General features: G+C 77.7%; 3 protein-coding genes. All 3 read right to left on the bottom strand.

The window, feature by feature from the left end; genetic code table 11:
• Positions 1–92: 92 nt before the first annotated feature.
• The gene (ddaH, locus tag ACFV6D_RS38325) at positions 93–932 is read right to left on the bottom strand and encodes a dimethylargininase (RefSeq protein ID WP_380563342.1); all 840 of its coding nucleotides are present in this window, start codon (positions 930–932) and stop codon (positions 93–95) included.
• 253 nt (positions 933–1,185) lie between these two features.
• A complete protein-coding gene (locus ACFV6D_RS38320) occupies positions 1,186–1,410 on the bottom strand; it encodes an MbtH family protein (RefSeq protein WP_063349723.1) in 225 nt (74 codons plus the stop codon).
• Positions 1,407–7,541, bottom strand: coding sequence for an amino acid adenylation domain-containing protein (locus ACFV6D_RS38315; protein ID WP_380563340.1), 6,135 nt, complete (start codon positions 7,539–7,541; stop codon positions 1,407–1,409). The genes ACFV6D_RS38320 and ACFV6D_RS38315 overlap by 4 nt, the downstream gene beginning before the upstream one ends.
• Between the last annotated feature and the right edge of the window lie 47 nt (positions 7,542–7,588).

Here is a 7,588-nt window from a genome sequence, read left to right as displayed (position 1 = left end):
GGGCCCCCCGCCCCTCGCCCGCCCGGCCCCCCCCCCCCGGCGCCCCGGGGGGGGGCGAAGGGGCCGACCGCGGACAGACGGACGGGCGGCGGTCAGGCCCGGTGGCGCAGCTCCAGCGTGCAGCACTTGACGCTGCCGCCGCCCTTGAGCAGCTCGGACAGGTCGACGCCGATCGGCTCGAAGCCGCGCTCCCGCAGCTTGTCGGCGAGGCCGGTGGCCGCCTCCGGCAGGAACACGTGCAGGCCGTCGCTGACCGCGTTGAGGCCGAACACGGCGGCGTCGCCGGCGTCGGCCAGCACCGCGTCCGGGAACAGCCGGCCCAGCACCTCGCGGCTGCCCGCGGAGAAGGCCTCCGGGTTGTACATGATCTCGTCACCGTCCAGCACGGCCAGCGCGGTGTCCAGGTGGTAGTAGCGCGGGTCGATCAGCTCCAGGCCGATCACCGGGCGCCCGAAGAACTCCTGGGCCTCGGCGTGGCCGGCCGGCGTGCTGCGGAAGCCCCGCCCGGCGAGCACGTACTCGGCGGTGACCAGGAAGTCGCCCTCGCCCTCGTTGACGTGCTCCGGGTCGTGCAGCTCGGGGTAGCCGTTGGCGCGGAACCACTCCAGGTAGGCGGGGCCCTCGGCGGCGCGCTCGGCGTTGCGGAAGCGGGCGCCGAGCACCTTGCCGTCCACCACGGTGGCGCCGTTGGCCGCGTAGACCATGTCGGGCAGGCCCGGGATCGGGTCGATCAGGTCGACCCGGTGACCGAGCTCCTGGTAGAGCGCGTACAGCCGCTCCCACTGCGCCACGGCGAGCCCGGTGTCGACCGGCTTCGCCGGGTCCATCCACGGGTTGATCGCGTAGGTGACCTCGAAGTGGCTGGGGCGGCACATCAGGTAGTGCCGGGGCCGGGCCGTGCGCTCGGCGGGGCGCGGGGTGACAGCGTTCATCGGTGACTCCTCGTGAGGGCTTCGGACAACGGGCGGTGGCGCTGCGGTCCGGACGGGCGGCAATCGGGTGCCTGCGGGGCTCCGGGGCCGGCTCGCCGGCGGCACGGCCGGGCGTGGGGGAAACCCAGGCGCGCCGCACTCGTTCCTGCGGGCCGGCCCCGCGCCCGTCCCTGACATGCTGTCAGTTCGCTTGCGGGGGACGGAAGATCCTTAAGCCAGGGTGGAACAGCCCTGATGGACCGGCCGATCGGGCTCAGTCGACGCGGGCGTCCATCGCCTCGGCCAGGCTGCGCGGACGCAGGTCGGTCCAGTTCTTCTCGACGTAGTCCAGGCAGGCCTGCCGGGATTCCTCGCCGAACACGCTGCGCCAACCGGCGGGCACGTCGACGAAGGCGGGCCAGAGCGCGTGCTGGTTCTCCTCGTTCGCCAGGACCAGGAACGCGCCCTGCTCGTCGTCGAAGGGGTTGGTGCTGCTCATCGGACCCTCACTTCGTGGTTGTGGTCGTGCACTTGGGCAAGGTCGTTCGACTCGTCGGCCGGCTCGTCGTCGAGCCCGCCGTCGACCTCGTCGTTCAGCTCGTTGTTCAACTCGCCGTTCAGCTCGTTGTTCAGCTCGTCACAGAACTCGGTGACCCGCCGCCGGAAGGCGGCCACCACCCGCCGGGCGGTCGGCTCGTCGCAGCCGTCCAGCGCGTGTACCAGGGCGCACTCCAGCCCGCCGGGTGCGCCGTCCGCGGTCCGCCGCTCCACCAGGTGGAGCAGCAGGTCCACGGCCGTGCGGGCCACCGGGACGGGCCGCTCGGCGACCGCCACGGCGTCGGCCCACCGCCCGCCGTCGGCCGGCTCGGCCCGCACCAGGTGGGAGACCGCCACCCCGAACAGCGGCTGGCGGCCCGCCTGCCGGGCCGGGTTGACCAGTTCCACCACCCGGTCGAACGGCAGGTCCTGATGGGCGTGGGCGGCCAGCAGCCGCTCCCGGACCCGCCCGACCAGGGTGCGGGCCGTCGGGGCGCCGGAGGTGTCGACCCGCAGCACCACGGTGTTGACCAGGCAGCCGACCACGCCGTCCAGCACCTCGTCGTCCCGGCCGGCCAGCGGCACCCCGATCGGCAGGTCGTGCCCCGCGCCGAGGTCGCCCAGCGCGGCGGCGAACGCCGCCTGCACCACCATGCCGGTGCCGGCCGAGCAGGCCCGGGCGGCGGCCGCCAGCCGGCGGTGCTCCCGCTGGTCCAGGGCGAAGCGGACGGTGCCGGCCGCGCCCGGCCCGGCGCCCGGGGCGCCGGTGGCGTCCGGCAGGCCGCGCCACGGCGGCAGGGCGGCCAACGCGCCCTTCCAGTAGGCGGCCTGCCGGGCGGCCGGGCTCTCCGGGCGGTCCTCGTTGCCGAGCCGCCGCCGCAGCCACAGGGCGTGGTCGGCGTACTGGACGGCGGGCGACGGCCAGCGCGGTGCCCCGCCGGCCGCCCGGGCCCGGTAGGCGAACCGCAGGTCGGCCAGCAGCGGTTCGAGCGCGTGCCCGTCCACCGTCGCGTGGTGCAGCACCAGCAGCAGGGTGTGCCGGTCGGGGCCGCTGCGCAGCAGGGCGGTGCGCAGCGGCGGTTCGGTCAACAGGTCGAAGCCGCGGTCGAGTTCGGCGGCGATCCAGGCGTCCAGCCGCTCCGGCGGGACGTCGAGGAAGCGGGGCGCGGCGGACGGGACGGCGGAGAGGAAGGCCTCGGCGAGGTCGGCGTCGGCGGGCGGGGCGTCGGGCGGGGCGTCGGCGGGCGCGAGGATGCGCTGCTCGGGGCCGTCCGGGCCGTACGGCAGGACGGTCCGCAGGGCCTCGTGCCGGGCCACCAGGTCGCCGAGGGCGGCCCGCAGCGCGGCGGGGTCGAGCCCGCCGGTGAGGTCGAGGGCCAGGGTGGTGAGGTAGTCCGGGCGGTGCTCGCCCAGGTAGTTGGCGGTCCACAGGCGCAGTTGGGCGGGGGCGAGCGGCAGCCGGTCGGGGCGGGCCGTCCGGTCGCCGAACGCCGGGGCGCTGCCTTCGGCACCGTCGGCACCGTCGGTACGGGCGGCGCGGTCGAGCCGGTGGTCCAGCCCGGCCACCGTGGGCGCGTCGAACAGCTCGCCGAGCGGCACGTCGACCCCCAGGGTGGACCGGATCCGCCCGGCCAGCCGCATCGCGGCGATCGAGTTGCCGCCGAGCGCGAAGAAGTCGTCCTCCGGCGCGACCGCCGGCACCCGCAGCACCTCCGCGAACAGCGCCGCCAGCACCTCCCGGCGGGGCGAGCGGGTCGGCGCCGGGGCCGACCGCTGCGGCGGGCCCAGGGCGGTCGTGTCGACCTTGCCGTTGGCGTCCAGCGGCAGCGCGTCGACCGGGACGAGCACGGCGGGCACCAGGTGGCGCGGCAGCCGCCCGGCGAGCCGGCGGCGCAGTTCGCCGGCGGCCACCGGCCGGTCGGCGACCACGTACCCGACCAGCGAGCGGCCCGCCGGGCCCGCCCCGTGCGGCACCACCCGGGCGGCGGTGACCTCCGGTTCGGCGCACAGCGCGGCCTCGATCTCGCCCGGCTCGATCCGGAACCCGTTGATCTTCACCTGCCGGTCCGCGCGCCCCAGGAAGTGCAGCCGGCCCTCGGTGTCCCACCGGCCCAGGTCCCCGGTGCGGTACAGCCGGCCGCCCGGCGGGCCGTACGGGTCGGCGACGAAGCGCTCGGCCGTCCGGGCCGGGGCGCCGTGGTAGCCCGCGGCCAGGCCCTCGCCGCCCAGGTGGATCTCGCCGGGGACGCCCGGCGGCACCGGGCGCAGCGCGGCGTCCAGCAGCAGCACCCTCGTCCCCGCGAGCGGGCGGCCGATCGGGACGGCCCCGCCCTCGCGGACCGGGCCCGCCGGGACTTCGTGGCCCAGGGCGAAGGTCGTGCTCTCCACCGGCCCGTACAGGTCCAGCAGCCGCTGGCCGGGCGCGGCCCGCCGGGCCCGGGCGAGCGCCGCCGGGGGCACGACGTCGCCGCCGGTGCAGATCAGGCGCAACCGGGCCAGGGCCGCCGGGATCTGCTCGGTCAGCAGATCGAACAGGCCCGCCGTCAGCCAGGCCGCGGTGGCGCCGCCGCGCTCGACGGCCCGGGCGTAGTCCGCCGGGGTCAGTTCCCCCGGCGGGGCCACCACCACCTGGCGGCCGGTCAGCAGCGGCATCAGCAGCTCGTACACCATGGCGTCCCAGGCGTGCGGCGAGTGGAACAGCACCCGGTCGTGGTCGGGGCCGTGCCACAGCGGGTCGTCGGCCAGGGCGAGGATGTTGCGGTGGGTGACCGCCACGCCCTTGGGGCGGCCGGTCGAGCCCGAGGTGTACAGCAACTGGGCGACCTGCCCGGGCCGCACCTCCACGCCGGGGTCGTCCGTACTCCCGCCCGCCCGCCGGGCCGCCGCCAACAGCTCGGCGTCCAGCAGCAGTTCGGTGCCCGCCTCGGCGGCGAGCGCGCGCAGCCGCTCGGCCGGGAACCCCGGGTGCAATGGGACACAGACGGCGCCGAGCTTGGCCAGCGCCAGCATCGCCACCGGCACCTCCGGGCTGCGCGGCAGCCGCACGGCGACCCGGGTGCCGGGCCGCACCCCGAGGGCCGCCAGGTGGTGGGCCAGCCGGTTGGCGTCGGCGTTCAGCGCGCCGTACGTGGTGGTGCCGGCGGTACCGGCGCCGTCGACGTGTCGCAGGGCGATCCGGTCCGGGTGGTCGGCCGCCAGCCGCTCGAACCGCGCGCCGACCGACACCGGTTCGGCGTCGACCGCCGGGCCGGTGCCCCAGGCCCGCAGCCCCGCCCGCTGGACGGGCGGCAGCAGGTCGACCCGGCCGGTGGTCAGCGCGTCCGCGCCCGGACCGGCCAGGGCGGCGCAGGCGGCCGTCAGCAAGGTGCGCAGCCGGTCCGCGTCGAGGTACCGGTCCAGTTCGGCGGGGCGCAGTTGGAGCCGCACGTCCAGGCCGCCCTGGCGCGGCAGCACCACCAGCGAGAGCGGGTAGTGGGTGCCGTCGAACGGTTCGACGGCGCCGATCCGCAGGCCCGGCGCGGGCTCGACGAACCCGGCCTCGTCCAGCGGGTAGTTCTCGAACACCAGCGAACTGTCGAAGAGCCGCCCGACGCCGGCGGCCTCCTCCACCGCGGTGAGCCCCAGGTGCTCGTGGTCCAGCAACGCGGTGCGCTCCCGCTGGAGCCGGGCGGCGAGCTCGCGCAGCGGCTCGCCCGGGTGCAGCCGGGCCCGGACCGGAACGGTGTTGATCAGCAGGCCCACGAGCCGCTCCGCCTCCGGCAGTTCGGCCGGGCGCTGGGCGACGGTGGTGCCGAACAGGACGTCGTCGCGGCCGGTGAGGTGGGAGAGCACCAGCGCCCACGCCGTCGCCACCAGGGAGCCGAGGGTCACCTCCCACTGCGCGGCGCGCGCCCGCAGCCCGGCGGTGAGCCCGGCGGGCAGGGTGAAGACGCTCGTCGACGGGCCGTCGTCGGCGCCCTCGCCGCCGGCCGGAGCGGGCCGGCCGACCCGGGTGGGCTCGGCCCCGGCGAGGGCGGCGCGCCAGGCGCCGCGCGCGGCCGCGTCGTCGCGCCCGGCCAGCCAGTCGAGGTAGCGGCGGTAGGACGGCGCCGGGGGCAGGTCGACGCCCTGGTGCAGCGCGAGCAGCTCGCGCAGCACGATCGGCACCGACCAGCCGTCCAGCAGCAGGTGGTGGTGGGTGAAGACGAGCCGCCACCGGTCGGCGGCCAGCCGCAGCAGGGTGAAGCGGATCAGCGGCGGCGTGTCGACCGCGAACGGCCGGCGGTCCTCCTCCACGAGCCGCCGGGCGGTGGCGGACTGCTCCCGCTCCGCCCGCCCGGTGAGGTCCACGGTGCGCCAGGGCAGCGTCACCTCGACCGGCACGACCTGCTGCGGCGGGCCGGACTCGCCGCTGGTGAAGGCCCCGGCGAGCTGCGGATGGCGCGCCAGCAGCCGCTGGGCGGCGTCCTGGAGCCGCTCCGGGTCGATCGCGCCGGTGAGGTCGAGGACGAGCTGCACGAGGTACGGGTCGCGGCGGCCGTCGTGGGCGGCGTAGCGGGAGTGGAACAGCAGGCCGGCCTGGAGCGGTGTGGCGGGCAGCAGGACGGCGGCGGGCGCGGCGGCCTCGGCGGAGGCTTCGGCGGACGTTTCGGCGGGCGCCTCGGGCTGGGCCTCGGCTGCGGGCCCCTCGGCCCGGGGCGGGCCGGCGGACGACAGGGTGGTGAGGGCCTGCTCCCAGCGGGCGGCGAGTTCGGCCACCGCGTCGGCGGCCAGCACGCCGGCCGGCCAGGCCCATTCGACCCGCAGCCGCGGGCCGTCCGGGCCGGTCTCCACGAAGGCGTCGACCGAGAGGGTGTGGGCGAGCGGCAGAGTGGGGTCGGCCTCGCCGCGCAGGGTGCCGGGGACGGGCTGCCAGGGGCCGCGTCGGGTGGTGTCGAAGCGGCCCAGGTAGTTGAAGGCGATCGGGGCCGGGCGGTCGGGCAGCGTGCCGGACCGCTGGAGCAGCCCGTACGTCAGGCCCCGGTGGGGGGTGGCGCGCAGGCGCTGCCGGGCGGCCGCGACGGCGCGGGCCAGGTCGTCGGCGGCGGGGGCGAGGCCGTCGGCGGGGGCCAGGTTGTCGACGCGGGCCGCTCCCCCGGTGTCGGGCGCGGCCGGGCCGGTGTCCAGCAGGACGGGGTGGATGACCGTGAACCAGCCCAGCGTCCGGGAGAGGTCGAGGCCGTCGAGGGCGGCGAGTTCCGGGTCGCGGCCGTGGCCCTCGACGTCCACCAGGAGCGGGCCGTCGGTACTACGGGCGCGCCAGCCGTGCAGGGCTGCGGCGAGGGCGCCGAGGAGGATCTCCGGTACGGCGGCGCCGAGTCGGTCGGGCAGGTCGGTCAGCAGGGCGGCGGTCGGGCCGCCGCCCAGGGTGGTGCGCAGGGTCGCGGCCCCGGCCACGGTGTCCCGGGTGCGGTCCAGCGGCCGGGTGCCGATGGTCCCGGTGCCGGCCGTCAGCAGGCCGTGCCAGTGGTCGCGGTCGGCGGCGACCGCCGGGTCGGCCTCGGCGGCCCGCAGCGCACGGGCCCAGTCGGCGGCCGTGACGGGGACGGCGGCGAGGTCGGCCGGGTGGCCGTCGGCGGCGGCCCGGTGGGCCCGGGCGAGGTCGTCGAGCAGGATCCGCCAGGAGACGCCGTCGACGGCGAGGTGGTGGATCACCATCAGCAGCAGGCCGCCCTGGTCGCCGTCGAACCAGACCGCCCGCAGCAGGTCGCCCCGGTAGGGGTCGAGGCGGCGGCGGGCGTCGTGCCGCTGTTCCGCGACGAGTTCCAGCAGGGCGGGCGCCGGGTCGCGGCCGGGGGCGGTGGAGAGGCCCTCGCGGGCGAGGTCGATCCGGTGCAGCAGCGGGGCCGCCGGGACGGTCCCGGCGGGCCGGATCTCGAAGGCGAGCGGCTCGCCCGGGGCCCCGGTCAGGCGGGTCCGCAGCGCGTCGTGGTGGTCGACGAGCTGCTGGAGGGCGGTGCGCAGGGTGTGTTCGGTGGCGCCGGGCGGCACCTCGCACAGCAGGGACTGGGCGTAGCCGTGGATCGGTCCGCCGCGGGCCGCCAGCCAGTCCGCGATCGGGGTGGGCGGCAGCACCTCGCCCGGGGGCGCGGGCGCCGCCGGGCGGGGGGGGGGGGGGGGGG

The sequence above is a fragment of the Kitasatospora sp. NPDC059812 genome (genome assembly GCF_042732075.1).
Classification (GTDB): domain Bacteria; phylum Actinomycetota; class Actinomycetes; order Streptomycetales; family Streptomycetaceae; genus Kitasatospora.
The sequence above is the reverse complement of the archived record's forward strand: the minus strand, read 5'-3'. Positions and strand labels throughout refer to the sequence as shown.